Source organism: Streptomyces globosus (assembly GCF_003325375.1).
Taxonomy (GTDB): domain Bacteria; phylum Actinomycetota; class Actinomycetes; order Streptomycetales; family Streptomycetaceae; genus Streptomyces; species Streptomyces globosus_A.
This window is the reverse complement of sequence record NZ_CP030864.1, coordinates 478,250-499,860: the sequence shown is the minus strand read 5'-3', so window position 1 is coordinate 499,860 and position 21,611 is coordinate 478,250. Positions and strand designations below refer to the sequence as shown.

20 protein-coding genes and 1 pseudogene are annotated in these 21,611 nt (G+C 72.5%); 12 read left to right on the top strand and 9 right to left on the bottom strand.

Going from position 1 to position 21,611, the window contains the following annotated elements:
* Nucleotides 1-172 precede the first annotated feature (172 nt).
* Entirely contained in the window at nucleotides 173-1,090 is a 918-nt protein-coding gene (locus C0216_RS32980; protein WP_114059510.1) for a LysR family transcriptional regulator, read from the bottom strand.
* Between the two features lie 79 nt (nucleotides 1,091-1,169).
* Here C0216_RS32980 and C0216_RS32975 point away from each other — a divergent pair, with 79 nt between their 5' ends.
* Both C0216_RS32975 and C0216_RS32970 read left to right on the top strand, forming a co-directional pair.
* Nucleotides 1,170-2,153 carry an EamA family transporter gene (locus C0216_RS32975; protein WP_114059441.1) on the top strand — a complete coding sequence of 328 codons (984 nt, stop codon included), beginning with the start codon at nucleotides 1,170-1,172 and terminating at the stop codon, nucleotides 2,151-2,153.
* Between the two features lie 44 nt (nucleotides 2,154-2,197).
* Entirely contained in the window at nucleotides 2,198-2,905 is a 708-nt protein-coding gene (locus tag C0216_RS32970) for an NAD(P)-dependent oxidoreductase (RefSeq protein WP_114059440.1), read from the top strand.
* Here C0216_RS32970 and C0216_RS34875 read toward each other — a convergent pair.
* The 4 genes and pseudogenes from C0216_RS34875 to C0216_RS32945 form a co-directional block, all read right to left on the bottom strand.
* Nucleotides 2,903-3,177: pseudogene (locus C0216_RS34875) on the bottom strand (ISL3 family transposase); the annotation flags it as partial. The gene C0216_RS32970 and the pseudogene C0216_RS34875 sit on opposite strands and share 3 nt — an antisense overlap.
* Nucleotides 3,178-3,598: 421 nt before the next feature.
* Nucleotides 3,599-4,600 carry a DUF389 domain-containing protein gene (locus tag C0216_RS32960; RefSeq protein WP_114059439.1) on the bottom strand — a complete coding sequence of 334 codons (1,002 nt, stop codon included), beginning with the start codon at nucleotides 4,598-4,600 and terminating at the stop codon, nucleotides 3,599-3,601.
* 327 nt (nucleotides 4,601-4,927) lie between these two features.
* Nucleotides 4,928-5,131, bottom strand: coding sequence for a cold-shock protein (locus C0216_RS32955; RefSeq protein ID WP_114059438.1), 204 nt, complete (start codon nucleotides 5,129-5,131; stop codon nucleotides 4,928-4,930).
* 874 nt (nucleotides 5,132-6,005) lie between these two features.
* Nucleotides 6,006-6,908: a LysR family transcriptional regulator gene (locus tag C0216_RS32945; protein ID WP_114059436.1), complete on the bottom strand. Its 903-nt coding sequence runs from the start codon at nucleotides 6,906-6,908 to the stop codon at nucleotides 6,006-6,008.
* Between the two features lie 74 nt (nucleotides 6,909-6,982).
* Between C0216_RS32945 and C0216_RS32940 the strand changes: the two genes are divergently transcribed.
* From C0216_RS32940 to C0216_RS32925, 4 genes are all read left to right on the top strand, one after another.
* The gene (locus C0216_RS32940) at nucleotides 6,983-7,957 is read left to right on the top strand and encodes a threonine ammonia-lyase (RefSeq protein WP_114059435.1); all 975 of its coding nucleotides are present in this window, start codon (nucleotides 6,983-6,985) and stop codon (nucleotides 7,955-7,957) included.
* Nucleotides 7,957-8,184, top strand: coding sequence for a hypothetical protein (locus C0216_RS32935; protein WP_114059434.1), 228 nt, complete (start codon nucleotides 7,957-7,959; stop codon nucleotides 8,182-8,184). Before C0216_RS32940 ends, C0216_RS32935 begins: the two co-directional genes overlap by 1 nt.
* 246 nt (nucleotides 8,185-8,430) lie before the next feature.
* Nucleotides 8,431-9,207, top strand: a complete 777-nt coding sequence (locus C0216_RS32930) for an SDR family NAD(P)-dependent oxidoreductase (protein ID WP_114059433.1) — start codon at nucleotides 8,431-8,433, stop codon at nucleotides 9,205-9,207.
* Nucleotides 9,207-9,692 carry an AtaL-like protein gene (locus C0216_RS32925; protein WP_114059432.1) on the top strand — a complete coding sequence of 162 codons (486 nt, stop codon included), beginning with the start codon at nucleotides 9,207-9,209 and terminating at the stop codon, nucleotides 9,690-9,692. The genes C0216_RS32930 and C0216_RS32925 overlap by 1 nt, the downstream gene beginning before the upstream one ends.
* Before the next feature lie 643 nt (nucleotides 9,693-10,335).
* Here C0216_RS32925 and C0216_RS32920 read toward each other — a convergent pair.
* Nucleotides 10,336-10,992 (bottom strand): hypothetical protein, encoded by a 657-nt coding sequence (locus C0216_RS32920; protein ID WP_162793392.1) that lies wholly within the window; start codon nucleotides 10,990-10,992, stop codon nucleotides 10,336-10,338.
* Nucleotides 10,993-11,172: 180 nt separating this feature from the next.
* Here C0216_RS32920 and C0216_RS32915 point away from each other — a divergent pair, with 180 nt between their 5' ends.
* Complete coding sequence (locus C0216_RS32915; RefSeq protein WP_114059430.1) at nucleotides 11,173-12,165, top strand: helix-turn-helix domain-containing protein; 993 nt, start codon at nucleotides 11,173-11,175, stop codon at nucleotides 12,163-12,165.
* Between the two features lie 227 nt (nucleotides 12,166-12,392).
* On the opposite strand, the gene C0216_RS32910 is transcribed toward C0216_RS32915, so the two are convergent.
* Nucleotides 12,393-13,322: a LysR family transcriptional regulator gene (locus C0216_RS32910; protein WP_114059429.1), complete on the bottom strand. Its 930-nt coding sequence runs from the start codon at nucleotides 13,320-13,322 to the stop codon at nucleotides 12,393-12,395.
* A gap of 95 nt (nucleotides 13,323-13,417) precedes the next feature.
* Between C0216_RS32910 and C0216_RS32905 the strand changes: the two genes are divergently transcribed.
* Nucleotides 13,418-14,554, top strand: a complete 1,137-nt coding sequence (locus C0216_RS32905) for a YncE family protein (RefSeq protein ID WP_428985506.1) — start codon at nucleotides 13,418-13,420, stop codon at nucleotides 14,552-14,554.
* Between the two features lie 144 nt (nucleotides 14,555-14,698).
* Here the strand turns inward: C0216_RS32905 and C0216_RS32900 are convergent, their stop codons facing one another.
* On the bottom strand, nucleotides 14,699-15,400 hold the full coding sequence (locus tag C0216_RS32900) for a hypothetical protein (protein WP_162793391.1): 702 nt from the start codon (nucleotides 15,398-15,400) through the stop codon (nucleotides 14,699-14,701).
* 304 nt (nucleotides 15,401-15,704) lie between these two features.
* On the opposite strand from C0216_RS32900, the gene C0216_RS32895 reads away from it, so the two are divergent.
* Together C0216_RS32895 and C0216_RS32890 are read left to right on the top strand one after the other, a co-directional pair.
* A complete protein-coding gene (locus tag C0216_RS32895) occupies nucleotides 15,705-16,382 on the top strand; it encodes a ferredoxin (RefSeq protein WP_246043060.1) in 678 nt (225 codons plus the stop codon).
* 14 nt (nucleotides 16,383-16,396) lie between these two features.
* A complete protein-coding gene (locus C0216_RS32890; protein ID WP_114059426.1) occupies nucleotides 16,397-16,855 on the top strand; it encodes a hypothetical protein in 459 nt (152 codons plus the stop codon).
* 86 nt (nucleotides 16,856-16,941) lie between these two features.
* On the opposite strand, the gene ligA is transcribed toward C0216_RS32890, so the two are convergent.
* On the bottom strand, nucleotides 16,942-19,047 hold the full coding sequence (gene ligA / locus C0216_RS32885; protein WP_114059509.1) for an NAD-dependent DNA ligase LigA: 2,106 nt from the start codon (nucleotides 19,045-19,047) through the stop codon (nucleotides 16,942-16,944).
* A 243-nt stretch (nucleotides 19,048-19,290) separates the two neighbouring features.
* Between ligA and C0216_RS32880 the strand changes: the two genes are divergently transcribed.
* On the top strand, nucleotides 19,291-20,157 hold the full coding sequence (locus tag C0216_RS32880) for an NmrA family NAD(P)-binding protein (protein ID WP_114059425.1): 867 nt from the start codon (nucleotides 19,291-19,293) through the stop codon (nucleotides 20,155-20,157).
* Between the two features lie 187 nt (nucleotides 20,158-20,344).
* On the top strand, nucleotides 20,345-21,589 hold the full coding sequence (locus C0216_RS32875; RefSeq protein WP_114059424.1) for a protein kinase domain-containing protein: 1,245 nt from the start codon (nucleotides 20,345-20,347) through the stop codon (nucleotides 21,587-21,589).
* The last annotated feature ends 22 nt before the right edge of the window (nucleotides 21,590-21,611 follow it).

The window sequence follows — 21,611 nt, the reverse complement described above, 5'->3', positions numbered from 1 at the left end:
GTGTCGCTTCCCGTTCTGGGGATCGTTGGTGGGGTATGCGCATCCCGGACAAGGCTCGTGCCAGGCCCACCCCACGACACGACGTCCACACACCCCGCAAGACCGGCACCACGACGGCCCGGAACAAGAAGTCGACCATCCCACGCCCCCGCCGCACAGGTGGAAGATCAAGCTAGTCGGCGGCGGGTCCGGCCCCTGGCCGTGGAGTGGCGCTGACTCCGAGGACGTCGAGCATGGCGCGGGTGGCCGGGCTGGGGTTGAACCGGCTCCAGGCCAGGCTCTCGATGCGACGGGGACCGTCCACGAGCGGCACCAGGGCGATTTCGGGGTCGGCGGCGGCCAGCGGGCGGATGAAGGCGGAGGGGAGCATCGCGACGCCGAGCCCGCGCGCGACGAGGCGGGGGATCAGTTCGGCGAACCCCGCCTCGTATGCGACGTCCCGGGCCAGGCCGGCGGCGGCGAACGCCCGGTCCGACTGGGCCCGGGCGGGCGTGCCCTCGGTGAAGTCCACGAACGTCTCCGCCACGATCTCCCGCAGCGCGACCCGCGACGCACCCGCGAGCGGGTGCCCGGCGGCCACCACCAGCACGTGCGCGTCGTGGTCGAGGACGAGGCTCTCCACCCCTGGCGGTTCCTCCCCCTCGGGCAGGCCGAGGAAGGCGATGTCGAGTTCGCCCGTGCGGATCGCGGCGACCAGTTCGTCACTGCCCCCGGCGCGCAGGCGGACGTTGACGTGCGGGTGCTGGTCCCGGTAGCGCCGCAGCAGGTCGGGCACGTCGACGGCAGCGGTGGTCACAATGACGCCGACCGCGAGCCGGCCCCGTACCACGCCGGTCGCCGCGGCGGCGTCCGCGACCGCGCGGTCGGCGGCGGCCAGGCACTCGCGCGCACCGACGAGGAAGGCCACACCGGCGCTGGTGAGCTCGACGCGACGGCTGGAGCGGGCGAACAGCTGGACGCCCAACTCCCTTTCCAGGCCGGCGATCCGGTGACTGAGCGAGGACTGCACCACGTCACATCGCTCGGCGGCGCGGGTGAAGTTGAGGGTTTCGGCGACGGCCACGACGTACCGCATCTGCTGGAGGTCCACCCGGTGATCGTCCCAGTTCATGGCTGGCATCTCAATCATGCTTTGGATGCATGGCCGTGGGGGCCCGAGACTTCACCGCATGCACACCTCGACCGAGCGGTCGACGGGCTCGCCGCGGACCGCGTCCGCGCGACGCGCGACGACCGTCGCCCTGACCGCGCTCGCCCCGATGTCCTGGGGCACGACCTACGCGGTGACCACCGAACTGCTGCCGCCCGGGCATCCGTTGTTCGGCGGACTGGTGCGCGCGCTGCCCGCGGGGCTGCTCGCGCTGGCAATCACCCGGGTACTGCCCCGCGCCGACTGGTGGTGGAAGGCCGCCGTGCTCGGGGCGCTCAACATCGGCGCCCTGTTCCCTCTGTTGTTCCTGGCGGCCGAGCGGCTTCCCGGTGGCGTCGCCGCCACCCTCGGCGCCGCGCAGCCGCTCCTGGTCGCGGCCCTGGCCGTCGCGGTGCTCCACGAGCGGCCATCGGCCTGGCGGCTGGGCTGGGGCGTGATCGGGGTGGTCGGCGTCGGACTCGTCGTGCTCGGGCCGGGCGCCCGCCTCGACCTCGTCGGAATCCTCGCGGGCCTCGGCGGCACGGCCGGCATGGCCGGCGGCGTGGTTCTGGCCAAACGATGGGGACGGCCCCAGGGGGTCGGCCCGATCACCCTTGCCGGCTGGCAACTCACGTTCGGAGGACTGCTGCTGCTTCCACTGGTCCTCGCATTCGAAGGGATGCCGGAGCGGATCGACGGCGGAGCCGCCGCCGGATACCTGTGGCTCGGCAGCATGGGCGGGCTGATCTCCTTCACCCTGTGGTTCCACGGGCTCGGAACGCTGCCGGTCGGTGCGTCCGCGCCGCTGGTGCTGCTGTCCCCGCTCGTCGCGGCCGGCGTCGGTGTCGCGCTCGGCGAGTCGCTGGGCGCCCTGCAATCCCTCGGCTTCGTCGTCGCCCTGACCGCGCTGCTCGCCGCCCAGTTCACCGCGCCGGACCTGACCGGCCGTACGGCGCGCCGCCGCCGACCCGCGGTTGCTCCCCTTTCCGTTCCCGTTCCCCCACGAGAAGAGCAGATTCGATGATGACCGATTCCACGACTGGCGCGGCGACGAGGACAGAGGCTCCGATGACGGCGGACGCTCCGAGCACACCCCGGACGATTGCCGTGCTCGGTGCGACCGGGATGGTCGGCAGCCGCGTGATCTCGGAGGCGCTCGGACGCGGGCACCGGGTCCTTGCCCTGTCCCGCAGACCCGCCGGCGAGCACCCGAGCGTCACCTCCGTCCCCGTGGACGCGGCCGACGCCCGCGCCCTGCGCGAGGCTCTCGCCGGCTCGGCCGGCCGCCCCGACGCAGACGCCGTCGTCGTGGCGCTGCGGACCGAACCGGTCGACCAGGATTTCCTCGTCAGCACCACCCGCACGGTGCTCGACATCGCCGCGGAGTTCCGAATCCGCGTCCTCGTGGTCGGCGGGGCGGGCGCGTTGCGCAGCCCCGGCGACGAGGAGATCCTCGTCGCCGACGACCCCGCCTACGTGCCGGACGCGCTGAAGCCGGTCGCCGCCGCCGGAGTCTCCCAACTCCGCGCCTGCCGGAACCACGCCCACGGCGACTGGGTCTACCTCAGCCCGCCCGCCCTGCTCGAGCCCGGCGTCCGCACCGGTCGCTACCGGCGCGGCACCACCACGATGCTCACCACCGACGACGGCCGGTCGTGGATCAGCGCCGAGGACCTGGCAGTCGCGGCGGTCGACGAACTCGAGTCTCCCGGCGCCCACACCCACATCACCGTTGCGCACGCCGACGCGCGCGGGGGGCCGGGGCCGGCGAGCTAGGTTCTTCCGCGGATGCCAGCGGTCGCTGACCTGCACCGCTTCGGGCAGGGCCCGGCGCACGGCCTCCCCGTAGGCGCCGGAGCCGACGCCGGGGTGCCCGCGCAGCCACCACTCCAAGGCGTCGGCGCCGCGGCCCGGGAGTGGAGTACGTCGATGTGTTCACCGGTCTCGGCATCGATCAGGACAGTCGCGTAGCGGTGGCGGCACTTGAGCGCCAAGCCACCGACACCGAGGACGCGCGGCACCCGCACCAGGGGCAGGGACAGGGACAGGGACAGGGACAGGGGACCAGGCGCCGGACCCGTGCAGCGCCGAAACCACGGGTCCTTGCGGGAGGGTTACAGCGTGGCTGCTTGCTGTCGGGGTTTCGCCCGGGTGCTTGCGGGGGTGTGCCATCGGGGAGCGGCTCCGAGGGCGGCAGTGGCCAGGGCGTGGAGGGTGACCAGGCACAGGCCCGTCCGGTAGAGGATCTGATGGTGCGGGACGAGCCATAGGTCGCGCTGCTCCGTCGTCCTTGCGCAGGGCGTAGGCGGCGAGGGCGAGTTGGGCGAGGCAGAACGCGGCCCAGGCGATGGTGGGAACCGAGGATGTTGCGGTGGTGGGCCCGTAGGGGTCCACGGCGTCTATGAGGGGGCGGCGAGCGGGAGGGCGAGCTGGAACAGCACCAGGTAGGGCAGGATGCGGGCGCCGCGCTCAGCCGCCGACCCTTCCGGCGTCGATGCGCCGACCGCGTGAGGTGTCCACCACAACGGGGATGCCGTCCGGGATCCGTCCGTCGAGCCGGTCGAGCAGGGACTTCACCGGCGGGAGTTCTCCAGGGGTGCGAACGTGGATGTACATCGTCCGGGAGGCCGCCTCGACGCTCGTGACGGTCGCGTCCGGCTCCTCCCCGAGCCACTGTTCCGCAGCCTCCTTGGTGCGGCCGGTCCAGGCGTTGAGCAGCAGCGTGGCCGTGGTGTTGGCAGCCAGCGGAACGAGTACGACAACGAACAGCAGGGCCATGGCGACAGATGCCCCCCTGGCGGGGCGCCCGGCTGCCCTGTCCGCCTCCGCGGCGTAACCGAGCGATGCGAACACCACCATGCCGGCGAAGACAAGGGCGAAGAGGTTCGACACGAACAGGGCAAGCGCGCCCAGTGCCAGCCACCCCGACAACTGCCCCAGGCACACTCCGGCCACCACCAGAGGCGGGACGAGGGAGATGGCGATCGCGACGCCGGGCAACACGGCGGCGACGTCGCGGCGGGCCAGCGCCACCGCTCCGGCGAAGCCGGTCGCCAGGGCGGCGATCAGGTCCATCAGGCCCGGCGACGTCCGTGAGGAGATCTGACTGTTCGACAGCAGGTCGTAGTTGCTCGGCAAGGCCACCGACATGACGACTCCCGTCGCGATCACCAGCAGGCACGCGAGAAGGACGATCGCGGCCGACCCGGTGCGGCGGCGCTGCACCGAGCCCAGAGCGATCCCCATGATCGGTGTGGACAGCGGCGCGATGATCATGGCGCCGATCACCGTCGCCGTCGAGTCGGTGAGTACCCCGCCTGCCGCGATGACCGACGACAGCGTCAGCATCGTCCAGAAGGCCGAGCGCTTGGATGCGGTGTCCCCGGTCGACAGGATGAGATCCTGTGTCAGTTCGTCCAGGGAACGGCGCTGCGAGGCCGGCAGTACACGGGCACGAACCTTGCCTGTCATGCCTCCAAAACAATCACGGGCCGGACGGTTCCGGCAGTCAGGACACGGGAGCAGTCGGCTCCGGCTTGGGCGTGCGGCTCAGTGGAGATCCTCTCCTTGGTCCGCCGGCGTCCGTGATGCCACCTGCCACATCGCCGTCCGCACACATCGCACTCCAGGGGCGGACCCTCACACGCCTCCGGATGTGCCCCCCTCCGCTCACACTTCGCGACTTCTCCCGACTGGGACAAACCGCGCGGTGCACGCAGCGGTTCACCCGGTTGCTCGTTGCGCCGGCTTGCGGCGGCCGGCGCCCGCGCATGCAGGCGCCGGGCGGTTTCCGGGGAGTCAGGAGCGGATGATGTTCTCCGCCTGGGGGCCCTTCTGCCCCTGGGTCACGTCGAAGGTGACCGCCTCACCCTCGCGCAGCTCCCGGTAGCCGCCCCCGGCGATGTTCGAATAGTGCGCGAAGACGTCCGGCCCTCCCCCGTCCTGGGCGATGAAACCGAAGCCCTTCTCGGCGTTGAACCACTTCACTGTGCCACGAGCCATGATCATCCTCTAGTCCAGCCTGTCGGCGGTCCGTACACAGACCGCCACCGGCTCCGTTCGGAAGCCCGACCGCTTCCTCCCCCCGACGCCCAGCGCCTACACCCCCCGCTCGGTTGATCTGCCTGCACGGAACAGCCGGCGAGGACCTGTGCCGATACCGCGGCCGCCAAGCGGCCCCAGCCTGCGCACCGCAGCGGGCCGGGTCTGCCCCGCCGGGTGCACCGAATGCCGCAACGCTGTTCGGCCGTTGGTTGGGCGGGCATCGGGCCGGGGGAGGGGTGCGGTGCCCGGTCTCGTAGGGGGTGCGGCTTCTTGGGAAAATCATGGGATGCTACTTTCCGTCCCTATAGCGTCACCTGTTGTAGCCGGAACGGACGTTCACCTGCGGGGTTTGTTTCCCATGGCACTGACGGTCGAGGCGCTGCGCGCGCTCTTTCCCACCGAGGCGTCAGGCCTCTTCGAGCTCGACACCAGCAGACTGGCCTGGCACGAGGAATCGACCACCTTCGAGCACCTGCCCGAACGCCAGTTGGTCCTGACCGGGGCCACCGCCGACCCGTCCGCGCTGACCGTCACCGGCACCGTCATCCTGGCCGGCGAGGAGATGTCGGCCACCGCCCGGTTCATCGCCTCCGCCGGTACGGTCAGCGGTCTGGTCTTCGAGGCCACCCCCGTCACGTGGCTGCTCCAGACGTCAGTGGCGCGCGTGGACCTCACCGAACTCGCCCCGCGCGGACGCGGCCTGCGCATCGTCCTCGCCGCCGGCCCGGACGGTGCGCAGGCCGGACAGTGTCCTTCGCCGGGCCTCTGGGCGGCCTTCCACCTCGGCAGCGCCGTCGACACGTCCGTCCCGCGCGTGGACTGGCTGGAGGCTTCAGGGCCATGGGGTGGGCTGGACGGCGGTGTCCTTGAGAACTTTCACGAAGGCTTCGACCGGAGCCGGAGCCGGTGGTGCGCCGTAGACGACGGCGTCGACGAAGCGGTGGTCGTCCGTCAGGCGGTCGATCCTCACGCCGGGGTGGAGATGAGCGCGCAGGGCGAGGCCGGGCAGCGTACTGACGCCGAGGCCGGCGGCGACGAGTGCCTGGACTGCGACGTAGTCGTCGGTCTCGAAGGCGATCGCAGGAGTGAAGCCGCGCTGTGCGCACGCTGACAGGAGGTGCGTGCGGCACCGCTCGCAGCCGGCGATCCACCGCTGCCCCCGGTAGGTGTCAAGGTCGGTGCGCGGACCAGGCCAGGATCCGCCGGCCCGGCTGACGATGTAGATCGGTTCGTGGAGGATCGGCGTCACGGTGTGGCCCTCGCGGTCACTGAGTGGACCGTCACCATGGTGGAAGGTGAAGGCGACATCGACCTCGCCGCGCCGCAGGGCCGCCAGCGCTTCCGAAGGCTCTGCCTCGATGAGTGCCAGTTCGATGTCCGGGTACGCGGCGCCGAAGGCGGCGGCCACCGTCGGTACGACGGTGGCGAGCGCGGAAGGGAACGCCGCGAGGCGCACGCGTCCGGTGCTGAGCCCGGCGTGGGCGGCCAGTTCGGTCCGGGCCGAATCGATACGGCCGAGGATCTCCTCCGCGCGATCGGCCAGCAGCCGGCCGGCCTCGGTCAGCCGGATGCCACGGCCTGCCCGCTGGACGAGCGGTACACCGGCTTCGGCTTCGAGCCTGGCGAGGTGGTGGCTGACCGACGGCTGCGCATAGTGCAGTGCGGTGGCGGCAGCCGTCACCGAGCCTTCGCGAGCGATGGCGGCGAACACCCGGAGCCGGTTCTCGTCGAACATTCATCGACGATATCAATGGACTCATCGAAAGCTGGCATTTGTGCTATGGGTCGTCCGGTACACAGCATGACGTCATGCACAGTCCGACGATCTCCGATGTCCTTCGCGCGCGTCGTCTGCAGCGCGCACACCTGTCACCGACCCCGCTGCTCTCCTACCCGGCGCTCGACGCCGCCGTCGGCGCCGGCGTCCGTGTGCTCGTCAAACACGAGAATCTGCAGCCGACCGGCGCCTTCAAGGTCCGAGGAGGCGTCGCTCTGCTGGCCGCGATGGATCCGGGCGAGCGTGCGCGGGGTGTTCTCGGGTACTCGACCGGCAACCACGCGCAGTCCCTCGCCTATGCCGCGGCGCTCTTTGACGTCCCGTGCACCATCGTCATGCCGGAGAACCCGAATCCTCTGAAGGCCCAGGCCGTGCGGCGTCTGGGTGCCGAGTTGGTCGAAGCCGGCGCCGACTTCGACGCGGCCCGCCGCCACGCCGAACAGCTCGCCCCTCGGCGTGGGATGCGATTGGTCAGCGCGGCGAACGAACCGGACCTGATAGCGGGTGTGGCCACGGCGTATCTGGAGATCTTCGAGCAGGAACCAGACCTCGACACGATCATCGTGCCGGTCGGAGGCGGCAGCGGCGCCGCCGCCGCATGCCTGGTGGCGTCAGCGATCAGCCCGCGCTGCCGCGTCATCGCGGTGCAGTCCCGCAACTCACCGGCCGCGCACGACTCCTGGCGCTCAGGCCGCTGTGTCGAGCGTACGAACAACACGTCGGCGGAGGGTCTGGCCACCGGGTCGGGCTTCGAGCTGACGCAGCGCCTGCTGCGCGACCACCTCGCAGACTTCGTACTGGTCGACGATGACGACCTCCGGTGGGCTCAGTGGTTGCTCATGCGCGATGCCCGTACGGTGGCCGAGTCGGCCGCCGCCGCACCGCTGGCGGCGCTCCTCGCGGCGCGCGACGGCCTCGCAGGCCGGCGCGTGGCGATCATGTGCACCGGCGGCAACGCCGGCGAAACCGAACTGCGGGCCTGCCTCTCCGCCACAACCCCAGGCTGATGAACGAGTTCGCACCGCGGCCGAGCGCCGTGACTGCCGGCGTGCCGACCGTGCACACCGTCGCGCAGATCACGGCCGAGCTCGGCCTGCAAGGCCGCAAGCCCCCGCGCCGACAGAAGAACCTGACCCGGCAGGGCAAGCGGAAAGCCGCCCGTGACGTAGATCGCCCGACCGGCCTCCTCGCGGCGCAGTACCGGTCCGGGTACGACAGGCCACCGCTTTCATGAGGGCCGGGATGGCGGCCAGCGGGGCAGGGGCGACGCGAATGCAAGCCCGGTTCAGGAATGCGTCAGGTAGAGGAAGCAGGCCCAGGAAGACCTGACGGATTCGCGGAAGCGTCTTGGAAAAGGCCGGAACGGGGCTTGCAGCATGAAGGGGCGCCAGGCGCTTTCACTCCTTACAACGGTGTTCCGCCTCCGCCCGCGCCGCGGCGGTCGTTCCCACCCTGCACGACACACGAGGATCGCTCTTTCATGCCTACCACCGAGACCACTTCCCGCTTCGACGGCAAGGTCGTCCTCGTCACCGGTGCCGGTTCAGGTATCGGCCGGGCCAGCGCACTGGCCTTCGCGGCCCGCGGCGCCACCGTCGTCGCCGCCTCCCTCAACCCCGACAACGCCGTGGAGACGGTCAAGCTGATCGAGGCCGCGGGCGGCACGGCAAGTGCCGTCGGCGTGGATGTCACCGACTCCGCCTCCGTCAGGGCGATGGTCGAGACGGCCGTCGCCCGCCACGGCGGCCTGCACATCGCCCACAACAACGCGGGCATCTTCCCGGCGCCCGCCCCGTTCGGCGACACCGACGACGCTACCTGGCACTCGGTGATCGCGGTCAACCTGACGGGCGTCGCGCTCTCGATGAAGCACGAGATCAACCACATGCGCGGGAACGGCGGCGGCGTCATCATCAACGCCAGCTCGAACATCGGCGACCACGTCCGCTACCCGGGCGTCGCCCCGTACGTCGCCTCCAAGGCCGCGGTCAGCAACCTGACCCGCGCCGCCGCCCTCGACCACATCAAGGACGGCATCCGCATCAACGCCGTCAGCCCCGGCGCGTCCGACACCCGGATGACCTTCCTCCCCGGCGAGACCGCGGAGGAGCGGGACGCCCGCCTCTCCGGCGGCATCCCGCTCGGCCGCCTGGCCCGCCCCGAGGAGGTCGTCGCGGCGGTGCTGTGGCTGGCCTCCGAGGAGTCGAGCTTCGTGGTCGGCCACGACCTCGTCGCGGACGGAGGTGCGAGCGCCTGATGACCGTACTGAGCTGGACGGTTCCGCTGCGCAGGCCCGAGGACGAGGCCACGCCCGCCGGGCTGACCCGGGAGGGGGTCTGGCGGAGCATGCGGCACAAGGCCGAAGCCCCGGCCGCGTTCGTCCCCTACATCGCCGAGTGCACCGTCCTGGAGAGCACCGACGAGGGCATGGTCCGCGAGATCAGGTACAGCGCGGAGACCCGCGGCGGCGGCAGCATCCGCGAACGCGTCGTCTACGAGCCCGAACACGGGCGGATGACCTTCCTGCCCGACGGCGATCCCGATGTCACGGAGATCGTCAACGAGGTCGGTGAGGACGGCGAGGGCGGGTTCGCCTTCACCCTGCGGGGGACGCTGAGCCGGGCGGCGGACCGCAAGGCGCTGTCGGAGCCGGAGTTCCTGCCCGGCATCTCGCGGCTGTTCGCCGAGTCCCTGCGGACGATCGTCGCGGCGACCGTCGAGGAGCATGCGGACGCGGCCTGACCACCTGTCGCCGGCCCGGCCGGGACGCCCCAGCCGGGCCTGCGGCCTCCGCCTCCTGCTGAATCGCCAGTGCCGCATGTGACGGCGGCTTCCGGCCGCGACGACGACGTGCATCTCGCGGGGCGCGGGCTGCTGCTCACCCCGTCCGTTCTCGGCGCCCACCACCCCGCCTGCGATCACCCAGACGACGGGCAGCCCTGGATCACCTTCCCCGTCCAGGACAGCGCCCACGCCGCCGCGGCAGCCGCCGGATCCACCACACGCACCCTGACCGACGCACCCGCGTCCCTGCGCGCACTGCTGGGCCGGACACCGGCCGTGGTCCTGCTGGTGATCGCCGGGCACCCGGCATGCACCACCAGCCAACTGGCCACCCACGCTCGCACCTCCCCCGTCGGCGCCGGCGAACACGCCACCGTCCCGCGCAACGCCGGACTCACCACCCTCACCCGGCAAGGGAAGCGAGTGCTGCACGCCCTCAGCCCACGGATCCCGACGCCGGAGAACTCGCACAATCGTCGGATCTCGTGCCGTACACACTCCTCAGCGCGGCTTGCCCGCAAGCTTGCCCGACGTCGCCGCCGTTACGGCCGCGCTCGCCGCCGGACGCGGTGGCTCGGCCGGCGCCGCCGCCCCTGCGCCGTCAGCGGGTGCAGGAAGCGCGCTCCTGGTCGGTCATGGGACGCGAGCGGGCGATGAGGGCGCCGTTCCCGGTGGGCGCGGTGAAGTCGGCGTCGGTGACGACGAACGCCCGGTACTTCTTGCCGTGGATCTTGAACGTGTGGCTCTTGCTGAACTGGAGCCGGAACTGCCCCGTCGCGTGCCCCATCTCGGCGGCGCGGCTGAGCCAGCCCACACTGCAGGCGGGCACCGGGAGGCTGTTGGTCTGCGTGACTGTGCTGGAGCGCGACCAGGTCTTGGTGTAGGTGGTGGTCACCGCGAACTCGACGGTCTTCCACAGCTGGGTCTTGGCACTGGCGCTCACCGCCAGGCTGTCCGTGCTGCCCACGGTGTCGGACCAGCTCATGGAGTGGGTGAGTACCTGCGTGCTGTAGTTGAAGGCGGTGTCTCCGACCGGCCGCTCGGCCGCGTGCGAGGTCTGGTAGGTGGAGGTGTCCCACGTGACCGTGCAACCGGTCCCCTGCTGTTCGAACTCCGCGCACATCTGCAGGATGAAGGCCCCCTGCTCGGTGTTGGCGCTGACTGTGTAGACGCCGGCCGCGGAGGCCGGCGAGGCAACGGACGCGAACAGGCCGGTGACGAGCCCTGTCACCACGACGGCACGCTGGATTTTACGCACGGAAGGTCCCTTCGGAGGAAAGCAGAATGGCAGGAGAGGGCGGCGGGACCCTCGGGCCGGGAGCCGGGCCAAAGGCCGCTTCCCGCACGTCCCGCCCGCCGGCGCGGGCCCGGTTCGCCCCGCGGCAGGAACCCATCCTCCGATGCCGGCGGCGGCCGGCGTGAGTGCTAGAACAGGCACATGCCGAAAGGATTCTTGCAGGCCGCAACGACGGCAGCCCCACACCGGGTCGCGGCGCTCGTCGACGAGAACACCAATCCGTTCGAACTCGGCTGCGCCATCGAGCTCTTCGGCCTGCCCCGGCCCGAACTCGGCAGGGACCTGTACGAGTTCACCCTCTGCGCCCCTGACACCCACACCTCCATGCGCAACCGTTTCTTCGCGCTGTCGGAGGTCGCCGCCCTGGAGGCGGCCGACGCGGCCGACACCCTGATCATCCTCAGCAGGCCCGACGTGCACGCGCCGCGCCGGCCCGCGGTGCTCGACGCCATCAGCCGGGCCCACGCGCGCGGCGCACGGCTGGTCTCCTTCTGCAGCGGTGCGTTCGCCCTCGCCGAGGCCGGCGTCCTCGAAGGGCGCCGTGTCGCCACGCACTGGCAGTGCGTGGACGCGCTCCGGTCCCGCTTCCCCGGCGTCCTCGTCGAGCCCGACGTGCTGTTCGTGGACGACGGGGACATCCTCACCTCGGCAGGAAGCGCCGCTGCCCTCGATCTCGGGCTGCACATCATCCGCCGAGACCACGGCGCGGAGACGGCCAACGACGTCAGCCGGCGCCTGGTCTTCGCCGCCCACCGCGACGGCGGACAGCGACAGTTCGTGGAACGCCCCGTGCCCGAAGTACCCGACGCGTCCCTGGCACCCGTCCTGGCCTGGGCCCAGGAACGGCTCGACACCCCGCTGACGGTGTCCGACCTCGCAGCGCGGGCTGCCGTCAGCACCACGACGCTCCACCGCCGCTTCCGCGCCCAACTGGGCACCACTCCCCTCGCATGGCTCACCGGGGAACGCGTCACCCTGGCACGCCGGCTGCTGGAGCGCGGCGAGTCCCGCATCGAGCTGATCGCGCGCCACAGCGGCCTCGGCACCCCGGCCAACCTCCGCGTCCTGTTACGCCGCGAGACCGGGCTCTCGCCGTCCGCCTACCGGAACCGCTTCGGCCCGGGAGCCGTGTGACGGCTCCGACGCCCCGCGGCGGCAGTTCACGTCCCGCCCACGCCACCTGCCCCGGGACCGCACGCCGGCGCCGCGCCGAGGGACGCACGCGGTGACGATTCGGCATCGACGGTCCACCACCGCTTCCGGCAGTGGAGGGATGCCGGGGCGGGCCCCCGAGGGGCCTTGGCCCCGAATCCCGGACACGGGTCGTGCGGCTGAGGAGGGCCCCGCACGGCCGCCCCCGGTCAGGAGGCGCGACCGTCCACGGCTCGCGGGTGGGGCTCGCCCCGGTCGGTCTGGACGGCGGACGCGACGTGCTCGCGGAACCAGCGGTGTCCGGGGTCGGCCGAGTTGCGGGGATGCCAGGCCATTCCGAGGTGCAAGGGTTCCAGGTCGAGGGGGACGGGAAACGTCCGCAGGCCCAGGGCCGAGACGGTGTCGGGGAGCCAGCCGGCCAGGCTGAGCGCGACGAGGTCGGTGTCCCGGGCGAGCATCATCGCACTGGTGTGGCTGGGTACGACGACTGCGGTCCGGCGGCGCAGTCCGAGTTCCGCGAGGGCGCTGTCGATGGGACCGAGGCGTTTGCCGAGTCGGGAGATGCCGATGTGGTCGGCTGCGGCGAAGCGGTGGGCGTCGATCGGCCCGTCGAAGAGGGGGTGCCCGCTGCGGGCGATGCCGACCAGCGGCATCCGGGTGAGGGGCCGGGTCTGGATCTCCGGGTCCAGGTGTCCGAGGACGCCCAGTTCGACGTCCACCGAGCCCTGCCGCAGCCCCGGGCCGCCCTCCACCGCCTCCGGCAGGAAGACGACGTCCACCTGCGGGGCCTCCGCGTGGATCCGCTCGGTCAGACCGCCGGCCACGCCCACCAGGAGCAGGTCGGCGGCCTGCACCGTGAACGTGCGCTGGAGGTGCGCGGCGTCGAACCCGGCACCGGGCCGCAGCACGCTGTCACAGCTGCGCAGCAGCGCGTCTACCTCAGCCCGCAGTTCCACGGCGCGCGGGGTGGGGACCAGCCCCTGGCCGGCGCGGACGAGCAGCGGGTCGCCGACGGTGCGGCGCAGGCGCGCCAGTGCCCGGCTGGCCGCCGCGGGCGAGGTGCCCAGCCGCTCGGCGGCTCGGGTCACGCTGTTCTCCTGGAGCAGGGCGTCCAGCACGCGCAGCAGGTTGAGATCCATGGCTTGCTTCCCTGAACTGCATTGTTCCACTTGGGGCAATGATCGAGTATCAATCTTTGCATTGCTGCGGTCCCCACCGGAACCGGAGAGTGGACATGCCCGCGAAGAGACGCGCGGCATTCGCGCTTCGCCCCGCTGAAGGAGTCGCTGTGCAGCAATCCCCCCGTACCGGTCGAGAGGGCGACGTACTCGCCGTCGTCAGCCAGAGCGGACCGACGGTCTCGTTCTTCGACGCCGCCTCCGACCGCCGCCTCGGTGGCGTACAGGTCCCCGCCGAGCCGCACGAGCTGTGCTACGACCCGACGCAGCGGGTGCTGTGGTGCTCGCTGACCTACCACTCGGGCTACTACCACGCGAACGGCGGCCGGCGCACCGAGCTGGCTGTCATCGACCCCGACAGCCGCCGCATCGTCGAGGTCGTCGACCTCGCCCCGGAACACGGGCCGCACGGGCTGGCGCTGGACACGGCACGCGGGCGGCTCTACGTCAGCGTGGAAGGCGCCCGGGATCGGCCCGGAGGCGTCGTGGTGATCGACACGGGGACGCGCAGGCCCCTGGGCAGGATCGACACGGACGCTCCCGGCCCGCACTGGTTCGCGATCGACCCGGCGGGCCGGACGGGCTACGCCACCAACAAGGAAGCGCCGTTCGTGTCCGTCGTCGACCTCGAACGGGGCACCCTCACCGCGAAGGTCGAGGTCCCGGGCAGCGAGGGGCTCGCCGTGTCCGCCGACGGCACGCACGCCTTCGTCGCAGCGCCGTACGGCAACTTCTCCGGCAGCGCCGAGAAGCGGCCGGCCACCGGCATCCGGGTCATCGACACCCGGACGGCGTCCCTCGTCGACACCCTGCCGACGCAGGACGTCGTCCTGCCGGTGCACCTGACGTCGACGGGCAGACTGCTGGCGGGCGAGTTGCGCATGACGGCCGCCGAGGAGGCGCAACTCGGGCGCCACGAACCGGGCTGCCTCACCGTGTTCTGCGCCGACACCCGCAAGCAGCTGGGCCAGGTCGAGGTCGGCCTCTTCCCGCTGACCATCACCTCCTCCCCCGACGGCCGACTCGGCTACGTGGCCTGCGTCGTCTCCTCCACCGTCGACATCGTCGACCTGGAGACGCTGGAGCGCCTGGCCCGGTTGGACATCGCCAAGCTCGGTGAACCCGGCGCCCACGGCCTGGCGTACGTCCCGCGCCCCGACGGACAGCGTCCGGCGCACGGGCTGAGCGGGTGACGGCCATCCGGCGGGTGCAGGAGCAGGCGGACCTGATGTGCGCGCGCAGCCGGGCACCCGGACGGTGTCGAAGCCGTTCTCGCGCCGGGATCTCGACGGGTAACCGCGGCCGGCGAGGCGGTCGGCTCGGCGAGCACCGCATGATCAGGGGGTGACCTCGCAGCCCGCGACGGCGGGGGTGCCGATTTCGGGGTAACGGAGACGGCAGGTGTCGGTGCCGTCCCCGGCGTCGGTGAAGGAGCCGCGGGTGAGGTGCATGCGGTCTGTCCGGAGCCCCCGGATGGTGTCGTTGCCGCCGCCCGCCATCACCGTGCTCGCGTTGGAGTCGATCTGCAGGAGGTCGTCGCCCTCGTTGCCTTCGGCACGCCCTCCGGGGTCGATGACCGCGATGTTCAGCGTGTCGTTCCCGGCGTCACCACGGGCTTCGGCCCCGTTGAGCTCCAGCCCGCCCAGGGTGAGGACGTCGTCGCCGTCGCCTCCGGAGACGAGCGCGGTGTTGCCGAACCCGCCGGTGAGGGTCGCGCGGACGGTGATGGTGTCGTTGCCGCCGCCGCCGTACACGCGGAGGTTGCCGACGAGGCCGAGGATGCGGATGGTGTCGTCGCCGCCGAGGCCGTTGAGGGTGTTGCCGTTGGTCAGCGAGAGGCAGCGGATGTCGTCCGCGCCCTCGGTGCCGTTGATCTCGCCGTCGACGACGGGAAGCGGAGTCACGCCGTTGAAGCACAGCGAAGCGGCGTGGGCAGGGCCGGCCGAGCCGAACGTGGTGGCGGCAGCGATGACGGTGGCGGCGACCAGGGCGGCGCGCACACGTCGGGGACGAGGACCTGACTGGCTGGTGACGGTCACGGGGCATCCCTTCTCGGTGGAGCGGACGGAATGTCCGGGCAGAGCCGCGGACACCCTGCCGCACGCACGCCCGCACTGGGGGAACGATGCACACCCGCATGCCCGGTCACGCACGACCGGCGCGCCATTCCCCCGGATGGGGCACAGCAGCCCCGCCCGGCAGACGGTCTCGTGCTGCACACGGTGCTCGGCCCGGGCTTTCGTGCCGCAGGGGAGGCGAGCGGGTCCAGTCGGCGGAGTGGGGGAAGGCGACAGGGTGCATCTCCGTCCACTCGCGCCGCCTGACAGGATGCGGCCCGTGGACATGGCCTACTGGGACCCGCTGCCGTCCGTCCGCGCCGCGGAGAGCGGGCCGCTGCCCGCGCCGGACGGCGGCACGTGGCTGCCTGCCCCGGAACACCGGGGTACCTGGTGGAACGCCCGCCCCGGCCGCTGGGCGGAACGCGACTGGCGCAACGTGCCGGGGCCGTTCTACGGGGCCGGGACCGACACCTGCTGGACGGGCCGGCTGATCGCTCCGATGCACGTGCTGTACGACGACGAGTGGGGCGCCGAGTTCGTCTACCGGCAGCCCCGTGACTCGGCGCAGGCGTTGCGGCTGCTGGGCGCGGTCGCGCAGGACCCGATGGTCGGGTACGCCTGCGACGGTGACGGCCACTGGACCCCGGATCTTGTCCGCGACTGGTGGAGGGAGCGGGGCCGGGTACGGGAGTGGGCGGCGGCGCTGGACGGCAAGTGGTCGGTCTCGGACCGGGAGGAAGAGCGCGAGGCGGCCGGCGGGGCCCGGGAGTACGTCGCGTACATCGAGGGGGGCCTCGCAGAGCACCTCCGCCACTATCTCTTCTGGCTGTCCGAAGGGCGTCCGGCGAACCCCGGCGAACTCCTGCCGCCTCTCCGACGGGGCCCCGATCCGGCGAGCCGGCAGCTGGTCGGCGCCGAGTGGCCCGGTCGGGCCGGCCGCGCCACGCCGCCGGGTTCATGAGGAATGATCCCCCCATGAACCCCCCGCACCTTCCGACGACCGAGTCGGCCGTCCGCGCGATACGCGAGATCGCGCAGGACTACCGTCTGAAGATGACCGTCACCGACGACATCGGCGCGGACCGGACCTCGCGCCGCACGGCCGCCGGCATCGGCACCGCCCTCGACCCCGACGGCTCGCTGCCGCACGAGGCGTTCGTCGGCCTCGAAGGCACGCCGGCGGTCAGCGTCCGCCTCTTCCCCGAGGACGACGCGAACATCACGGTGGACCACGTCGAGTTCCCGGACGTCCCGCGCGACTCGGTCCCCGCATTCCTCCGCTCCGTCTACGGCGGCCTCGCCTATACCAAGAGCCGGTTCTTCCCGCCCGGCCTGTGGCTGGTCGTCCCCCTGCCCGGCGACACGGCGCACAAGGAACTCGTCACCCTCACCCACCCCAGCCCCTGGCTCCTGCAGATCTCCCGCGGACGCTGACACCGGCCGCCGCCGAACCGCAGGCCGGGTGATCCGCCGTGCTCGGCACCGCACCCGCGGAGGCAGCCCGGGCGATCGGTCAGCCGTCAGGTCAGGTACGCCGTGACCAGCTCGGCGAAGGTCTCCGGGGTGAGGACCTCCACGCCGAGTCCGGCGGCCTTGACCGCCTTGGAGCTCGGCTTGCCGTTCGCGGACGGGGCGGCGACCAGGATGGACGTCCTGGAGCTCACACTGCTGCCGGCGCGCCCGCCGGCCCGCTCGATCAGGGTGTTCATGTCCGACCGGCCGTACGCCTCCAGCGGTCCGGTCATCTTCCCGGTGACCACGACGACCTTGCCGGTCAGCGGGCCCTCGGCGGGAGCCGGCCCGGCCGTCGAACCGGTCGGTCCGGTGGGTGCGGTCGGCGCCGTCGGCGCGGTCGGCTCGGTCATGTTGACCCCGGCCGCGACCAGCTTGTCGATGACCGGAGCCAGCGCGGCGACCTGCTCGACGATCACCGGCGCCTTCTCCGGGCCGATCCCCTCGACCTCCTGCAGCGCGGCCGCGTCCGCACCCCGGATCGCGTCCATCGTGCCGAAGTGCCGGGCGATCCGCCGGGACATGCTGCGCCCGGTGCCGAGTACGCCCAGCGCGCAGAACACCCGGCTGAGGGGAAGGGATCTGGCGGCCGCGATCTGCTCGGCGAGCCTGGCGCCCCGCTTGGCACTGCCGGACGCCGCGGTCAGCTGCCCGACGGTGAGCGTGAACAGGTCCGCGACGTCGGTGACGTCGCCGGACTCGACCAGCGCCGCCACGTACGTCCTGCCGAGCCCGTCGATGTCGAGCATGTCGCGCCCGGCGGCGTACCCGATCAGCGCCGGCAGCGCGCACGCGGTGCCCCTGGCGCACCGCCACCGCTCCTGCGCCTTGTCGACCGCGCCGCCGCAGTTGGGGCACGCCTGCGGCAGCGGCACGGGCTGGGCCCCGGCCGGACGCAGCCCCGGCACGGCCGCCTGGACGCGCGGGATGATGTCGCCCGCCTTGTACACCGTGACGGTGTCGCCGAGGTGGAGGTCGCGGCGGCGGATGTCCGCGGGGTTGTGCAGGGTGGCCCGGGTGACGGTGGAGCCGTCGAGCTGCACGGGCCGCAGGATCGCGGTCGGCGCGAGCACCCCCGTCCGGCCGACCTCCCACTCCACCGCCTCCAGCACCGTCTGCCGCTCCACCGCGGGCAGCTTGACGGCGATCGCCCAGTACGGGAACCGCGTCCCCATGCCCGCCGACCGCTGCTCGGCGGTGTCGTTGAGCTTGACCACCACACCGTCGATGCCGACGGGCAGCTCCGCCCGCATCGCCGCGACGGCGTCGATGCGCTGCTGCGCCTCGGCGAGATCCGCCACGACGTGCAGCCCGGCCGGGGAGTCCGCGGTTGTCCGCACGCCCGCGGCGGCCACGGCGGCCAGCACCTCCGCATGCGTGCCGCCGAGGGGCAGGAACGTTTGCCCGTCCAGTTCCACCGCCCCGTAGGCCCAGAACGTCATACGGAGCCGGTACGGGCGGTCCTTCGCCCGCAGCGTGCCCGCGGTGCCGTTGCGGGGGTTGGCGAAGACCGGTGCGCCGTGGGCGGCGCGGACCGCGTTCGCCGTCTCGAACTGCTCCTGGGTGAAGGCCACCTCGCCCCGGACCTCGACGGTGACGGGCGCCGCGAGCTGCTCGGGCAGGCCGTCGACCTGGCCGATGACATGGCTGACGTCCTCGCCGTGGGAACCGTCGCCCCGGGTGATGACCTGGACCAGCCGGCCCCCGCGGTAGCGGGCGGCCACGGCCGCGCCGTCTATCTTCGGCTCGACGGTGAACCCGCCCGCCGGCGCACGGCCCAGCCGCCGCTCGACGGAGGCCCCCCACCCGGCGAGACCGTCGGCGTCGAAGACGTTGTCCAGGCTCAGCAGGCGCGTGGTGTGTGCGACGTCGCCGGCCGGAGCCGCACCGTCCGCGACCAGCCCGGTGGGGGAATCCGCGGCAGCCTCCGCCGGGTGCTCCTGCTCCCAGGCCAGCACCGCCAGCCGCAGCCGGTCGTAGGCGGCGTCGTCCAGCGGGCTGTCGCCGTCGCCGTAGTACGCCTGCGAGGCCGCGCGCAGCCGCTCGAGCGCAGCCTCGTACGCGCGGCGGCCGGACATGCTGGACAGCGCCTCATCGGCGTGGAGAGTCGTCATGCCGAGGATCATGCCGCAGGGCACTGACAACGCCGCCGGCCCCGGGCGCCGGGGTCGTGCCGCCGGCCTCTCCCACTCCCGCCGCCTCCTCGCAGTCGACGGCTCTCCCGGCCCGGAAGGGCACCCCGGTGCAGGCGTCCTGACGAGTGAAAGGGTGCGTGTCCTGACGGGGTCAGGGCGGTGCGTGGCGCACAAAGGCAGAGTGGGTGGACGGCTGTGGAACCGGCGTGAGGAAGCGACGCGATGACGACCGTGGTGGTGACCGGTGCGACCGGGAACGTCGGGCGGCACGTGGTGAGGGGGCTGGGTAGTCGCGGCACCCCGCTCCGCGCGCTCACCCGCGACCCGGGACGGGCCGCTGCCGTGCTCGGCCCCGGCGTCGACCTCGTCCGGGGCGACTTCGCCGAGCCCGAATCGCTGCACGCCGTCTTCGCGGGTGCCGATCAGGCCTTCCTGAGCTTCGCCAACGACCCGCGGCAGGTCGAGAACGCGGCGCACGCGATCGACGCCGCAGTCGCGGCCGGGGTCCGGCAGGTCGTCCTGCTGTCCACGGTCGGCGCCGAGGCCGGCGCAGCCAGGACGTTCTCCGATCAGCACGGCCGCATCGAGCAGCGGCTGCGCTCGGCGGGGGTCCCGTCCGTGATTCTCCGCTCCGGTTTCCTGATGTCGAACCTCCTGGGTTCGCTGCCGACGATCGGGCAGGCCGGGCGGATCTTCCTGCCCGCCGCCGACGCCCGCATCGCCATGATCGACCCGCGGGACGTGGCAGCCTGCGCCGTCGCGGTGCTCGCCGGGCAGCACGGGGACGGAGAGACGCATCTGGTCACCGGCCCCGAGGCCCTCACCTTCACCGATGTCGCCCACCGGCTGTCCACCGCCCTCGGACGGGCGGTGGAGTATGTCGCCGTACCCGACGAGGCAGCCCTGGCCGGAATGGTCCAGGCGGGTCTGCCGCCCTGGCTCGCCGAGGGAGTGGTGGGCACCTTCCAACTGCTCCGGGAGGGTGTCAACGCCGACACGACCGATGCGGTGCGCCGGTTGACCGGCCGCGAGCCGCGCCCCGTCGCCGACTTCGCCCGCGACCTCATGGCACCGCTCCTGGCCCGCTGACGCCGCGGCAGGCGGCGGACTGCGGTAGTCGGGCCGGGCCCGTCGGCGTCGGCGATCCGCTGGGTGCCGGAGGCCGCGCGGCGGAGCCGGCGACCGGTGCATCCCGCTCCCGTGCCGGTCGGGCGGGGGCAGCCCAGGCCGGTTCCGAGGAGTGCCTCCTGGGCCGCCCTGGCCTACCATCCCGCGCATGGGGGAACTCTTCCAGACGGGGTCGACGGTGGCCCAAGGCCGCTACCGGATAACGGAGTTGCTCGGCAGCGGGGGCATGGCGCAGGTGTTCCGCGCCCGCGACGAGCGGCTCGGCCGCTTCGTCGCGCTCAAGGCGATGCGGCACGACCTGCCGTACGACCCCGGCTGGGCCACCCGGTTCCGGCGCGAGGCCCAGACCATGGCCGGGTTGAGCCACCCGAACATCGTTTCCGTCCACGACACCGGCGAGGAGCGGCGGGCAGGCGGCGGCCGGCCGGTCCCGTACCTGGTCATGGAACTGGTGGCCGGCCGCTCCCTCGCGGAGCTGCTGGACGCACAGGGCAGGCTGCCGCTTGCCGAGGCGCTCCCGCTCGCCCTGCAGATCCTCGCGGCCCTGGCCGCGGCCCACGCACGGGGCGTGGTGCACAGGGACATCAAGCCGGCCAACGTCCTGCTGGCCGAGGACGGTACGGCGAAGGTCGCCGACTTCGGGATCGCCGCAGTGGCGGGCCGCACCGTCCTCACCGGCACCGGTGCCGTGCTCGGCACACCGCACTACATGTCCCCCGAGCAGGTGGAGGGGCGGCGGGACCTGGACGGGCGCTCCGACCTCTACTCGCTGGGCGTCCTGCTCTTCCGCATGCTGTCAGGCCGGGTGCCGTTCGACGCGGACTCCGCCTGGTCCGTGGGCTACGCCCACCTCCACACCCCGCCGCCGTCCCTGGCCTCGCTGGGAATCTCCGTTCCGGGGGCCGTCGAGTCGCTGCTCGCCCGGGCCCTGGCGAAGGATCCCGGGGACCGCTATCACGACGCTGCCGCCATGCGAGCGGCGGTTGAGGCGCTCGCGCGGGCAGAGGACGAGGAGGCGACTCGACCGCAGGCCCCCTTCGAGTTCGGTCTGGCGGACCTCTTTCCTCCGGCCTCCTCCGCTCCCCCGCGGCCACGGGCCGAGACCTCGCGCACGGCGCTCGTGGAGCTGCTGTGCTTCGTCCCGGTGCTCCTGAGCGTGGGGTGGGCCGTCGTCGCGCAGTCCCGCGACACCGCGGGCGCCGGCACGATCACCGTTGTTTCGGCGTGCGGACTGGCCTGGACGTGGTACGCGTTCCTACGGAGGGACGACTCGGCCTTGGCCGGGTGGCCCCGCACCCTCGTGCGGGCGGTGGCGGCCATCGGGGCCGTCGTCCACGGGGTGACCGCGCTCGCGGGGCTGGGCATGCTGGCGGCGGAGGCCCTGGCCGGCTGAACCGTCCGTGTTGCGCCGAGGC

Coding starts and splice junctions, on each gene's coding strand:
- C0216_RS32880 (WP_114059425.1), top strand. CDS start 19,291: ATGACGACCGTGGTGGTGACCGGTGCGACCGGGAACGTCGGGCGGCAC.
- C0216_RS32955 (WP_114059438.1), bottom strand. CDS start 5,131: ATGGCTCGTGGCACAGTGAAGTGGTTCAACGCCGAGAAGGGCTTCGGT.
- C0216_RS32905 (WP_428985506.1), top strand. CDS start 13,418: ATGCCCGCGAAGAGACGCGCGGCATTCGCGCTTCGCCCCGCTGAAGGA.
- C0216_RS32915 (WP_114059430.1), top strand. CDS start 11,173: ATGCCGAAAGGATTCTTGCAGGCCGCAACGACGGCAGCCCCACACCGG.
- C0216_RS32975 (WP_114059441.1), top strand. CDS start 1,170: ATGCACACCTCGACCGAGCGGTCGACGGGCTCGCCGCGGACCGCGTCC.
- C0216_RS32935 (WP_114059434.1), top strand. CDS start 7,957: ATGAACGAGTTCGCACCGCGGCCGAGCGCCGTGACTGCCGGCGTGCCG.
- C0216_RS32895 (WP_246043060.1), top strand. CDS start 15,705: ATGGCCTACTGGGACCCGCTGCCGTCCGTCCGCGCCGCGGAGAGCGGG.
- C0216_RS32970 (WP_114059440.1), top strand. CDS start 2,198: ATGACGGCGGACGCTCCGAGCACACCCCGGACGATTGCCGTGCTCGGT.
- C0216_RS32925 (WP_114059432.1), top strand. CDS start 9,207: ATGACCGTACTGAGCTGGACGGTTCCGCTGCGCAGGCCCGAGGACGAG.
- C0216_RS32960 (WP_114059439.1), bottom strand. CDS start 4,600: ATGACAGGCAAGGTTCGTGCCCGTGTACTGCCGGCCTCGCAGCGCCGT.
- C0216_RS32875 (WP_114059424.1), top strand. CDS start 20,345: ATGGGGGAACTCTTCCAGACGGGGTCGACGGTGGCCCAAGGCCGCTAC.
- C0216_RS32890 (WP_114059426.1), top strand. CDS start 16,397: ATGAACCCCCCGCACCTTCCGACGACCGAGTCGGCCGTCCGCGCGATA.
- C0216_RS32910 (WP_114059429.1), bottom strand. CDS start 13,322: ATGGATCTCAACCTGCTGCGCGTGCTGGACGCCCTGCTCCAGGAGAAC.
- ligA (WP_114059509.1), bottom strand. CDS start 19,047: ATGACGACTCTCCACGCCGATGAGGCGCTGTCCAGCATGTCCGGCCGC.
- C0216_RS32945 (WP_114059436.1), bottom strand. CDS start 6,908: ATGTTCGACGAGAACCGGCTCCGGGTGTTCGCCGCCATCGCTCGCGAA.
- C0216_RS32930 (WP_114059433.1), top strand. CDS start 8,431: ATGCCTACCACCGAGACCACTTCCCGCTTCGACGGCAAGGTCGTCCTC.
- C0216_RS32940 (WP_114059435.1), top strand. CDS start 6,983: ATGCACAGTCCGACGATCTCCGATGTCCTTCGCGCGCGTCGTCTGCAG.